This window comes from Vibrio sp. Sgm 5, assembly GCF_026241575.1.
Taxonomy (GTDB): domain Bacteria; phylum Pseudomonadota; class Gammaproteobacteria; order Enterobacterales; family Vibrionaceae; genus Vibrio; species Vibrio jasicida.
Genome location: NZ_JAPHPY010000113.1, coordinates 1 through 2,780 on the forward strand (window position 1 = coordinate 1; position 2,780 = coordinate 2,780).

Sequence of the window (2,780 nt, forward strand, 5' to 3'; positions counted from 1 at the left end):
GAGAGACTTGAACTCTCACACCTTGCGGCGCCAGAACCTAAATCTGGTGCGTCTACCAATTCCGCCACGACCGCATCTTGAAATCTATTAACCATTAGTTAATTGGTAAAAACTAATCGTTACAATTTTTCTTTCATTAAGAAAGAATGGTGGCTACGACGGGATTCGAACCTGTGACCCCATCATTATGAGTGATGTGCTCTAACCAGCTGAGCTACGTAGCCATCTTTTTGAGCGAGACAATATAAACCTTCACGCTCTAAGTGACAACCCTTTTTCTTAAAGGAATCCCACTTTGGAATAATGGCAGGTCTACCTGGATTCGAACCAGGGAATGGCGGCATCAAAAGCCGCTGCCTTACCGCTTGGCGATAGACCTGCAGGCAGTAGTATTTCTACCACTTAATACATGGTGCGGTCGGAGAGACTTGAACTCTCACACCTTGCGGCGCCAGAACCTAAATCTGGTGCGTCTACCAATTCCGCCACGACCGCATCTATTCCTAACAATTCTAATAAAAGAACGTTTAGGAATGGTGGCTACGACGGGATTCGAACCTGTGACCCCATCATTATGAGTGATGTGCTCTAACCAGCTGAGCTACGTAGCCAATACCATGTTTTCCGTTCTCGTCGCTAAGTTGCCTTGTTGTCGGGAACGGCGCGCATTATGCGAAGTTGAGTGAGATCCGTCAACAGTTTTTTTTCAATAAATCCCGCAAAATCCATCGTTCGCTTCCTTTTTAAACAAAGAGGCGTGTTTATGATCTAAAACTGGAAATAAATTGGCTTGGAGCGAGGGAGTTTATTTTGTGTTGTTTATGAAAGGTATAAAAAAAGCCAGCATGCTGGCTGGCTTTTTGTGTAAATGAAGTGTTTAAAATTCATTCACTTAGTTATACGTTGAAGCGGAAGTGTACAACATCACCATCTTTAACGATGTATTCTTTACCTTCTAGGCGCCATTTACCCGCGTCTTTCGCACCGCTTTCACCGTTGAATTGGATGAAATCATCGTAGCCGACAACTTCTGCACGGATGAAGCCTTTTTCAAAGTCAGTGTGGATTTTACCAGCTGCTTTAGGTGCGCTTGCACCAACAGGGATTGTCCAAGCACGAACTTCTTTCACGCCGGCGGTGAAGTAAGTGTGTAGGTTAAGCAGTTCGTAACCCGCACGAATTACACGGTTTAGACCAGGTTCTTCGATGCCGAGATCTGCAAGGAACTCTTCACGCTCGTCGTCTTCTAGCTCAGCCATTTCTGATTCGATAGCCGCACATACTGGAACAACTACGTTGTTTTCTTTTTCCGCGTACTCACGTACAGCGTCTAGGTATGCGTTATCTTCAAAACCGTCTTCGTTCACGTTAGCGATGTACATAGTCGGTTTTAGCGTCAGGAAGTTTAGGTAACCTACTGCTGCTAGCTCTTCTTTAGAAAGCTCAACAGTACGTGCCATGCCGCCTTCTGTCAGAACTGGAAGTAGCTTCTCTAGCACAGTCAGTTCGAATTTCGCGTCTTTATCGCCGCCTTTTGCTTTTTTAGCGTTACGCTGAATCGCGCGCTCACAAGCATCAAGGTCAGCCATTGCTAGCTCAAGGTTGATAACTTCAATATCTTCGATTGGAGATACTTTACCAGCAACGTGAACGATGTTGTCGTTTTCAAAACAACGTACAACGTGACCAATCGCGTCAGTTTCACGGATGTTCGCTAGGAATTTGTTACCTAGACCTTCACCGCGTGATGCACCAGCAACGAGACCAGCGATGTCTACGAATTCCATTGTAGTAGGCAGAACTTTCTGTGGGTTAACGATCTTCGCTAATGCGTCTAGACGTAGATCTGGCACAGGAACCACACCAGTGTTTGGTTCAATGGTACAGAACGGGAAGTTTGCTGCTTCAATACCCGCTTTAGTTAGTGCGTTAAACAGAGTTGATTTACCAACGTTAGGTAGACCAACGATGCCACATTTAAAACCCATGATAGTAACCTTATTCAGCTTTGAACGTGTGGAGGCGATTTTGCGCTTTTGATAGGCCATCCTTTATTAGGATGTCTAGACAGCGAACCGACTCGTCGGCTGCGGCGTCTAGTAGCTCTTGCTCTTTCGCTGGAGCTTTGCCTAGTACAAAACCTGCCACTTTATCTTTGTGTCCCGGATGGCCGATGCCGATACGAAGACGATAAAAATCTTTGTTATTGCCCATTTTGCTAATCGTATCACGTAGGCCATTATGACCTCCGTGACCACCACCTTTCTTAAACTTAGCGACACCTGGAGGTAAGTCTAGCTCGTCATGAGCAACCATGATCTCTTCTGGTTTAATTTGATAAAACTTCGCTAATGCCGCGATCGCTTTACCAGAAAGATTCATAAACGTGGTGGGGATGAGCAAACGGAGATCCTGGCCATTGACCATAATGCGTCCGGTTAGGCCAAAGAACTTTGGTTCGTTCTTCAGGGTAACGTTGTGAACGCGAGCTAATTCTTCTACAACCCAAGCGCCCGCATTGTGGCGAGTTTTGGCGTATTCTGGTCCCGGATTAGCAAGACCAACAAGAAGTTTGATTGGTTGAGTCAAGGTTAGGATCTCTCTGGAATCTCAAAAAGCGCAGTATGATAGCACAGAATTCTCACAGTGGGCGACCAAGGGATTTTCTGCCTATCGATACAAATAAAAAAACACCCCAAAGAGGGGTAATGCCAGTCAGTTAAGCTGACTGGCATTTTTCTTTTTCCAGATTGGATACTTTGCTGATTTGTAACGGAGAA

Annotated in this window: 2 protein-coding genes and 4 tRNA genes; all 6 read right to left on the reverse strand. The window is 45.4% G+C overall.

The features are described 5' to 3' along the window. Window positions 1-147: 147 nt before the first annotated feature. A tRNA-Met gene (locus OQJ86_RS26145) sits at window positions 148-224 on the reverse strand. 80 nt (window positions 225-304) lie between these two features. Further along, a tRNA-Gln gene (locus OQJ86_RS26150) sits at window positions 305-379 on the reverse strand. Between the two features lie 31 nt (window positions 380-410). Further along, window positions 411-495, reverse strand: a tRNA-Leu gene (locus tag OQJ86_RS26155). A gap of 39 nt (window positions 496-534) precedes the next feature. Continuing rightward, window positions 535-611 (reverse strand) — tRNA-Met (locus tag OQJ86_RS26160). 285 nt (window positions 612-896) lie between these two features. Then, window positions 897-1,988 (reverse strand): redox-regulated ATPase YchF, encoded by a 1,092-nt coding sequence (gene ychF / locus OQJ86_RS26165; RefSeq protein ID WP_038872793.1) that lies wholly within the window; start codon window positions 1,986-1,988, stop codon window positions 897-899. Between the two features lie 10 nt (window positions 1,989-1,998). Beyond that, window positions 1,999-2,589, reverse strand: a complete 591-nt coding sequence (pth, locus tag OQJ86_RS26170; protein ID WP_038872796.1) for an aminoacyl-tRNA hydrolase — start codon at window positions 2,587-2,589, stop codon at window positions 1,999-2,001. Window positions 2,590-2,780 lie beyond the last annotated feature (191 nt).

Bases quoted from the DNA above. Each gene is read 5' to 3' on its own strand.
- ychF (WP_038872793.1), bottom strand. From the start codon at position 1,988: ATGGGTTTTAAATGTGGCATCGTTGGTCTACCTAACGTTGGTAAATCA.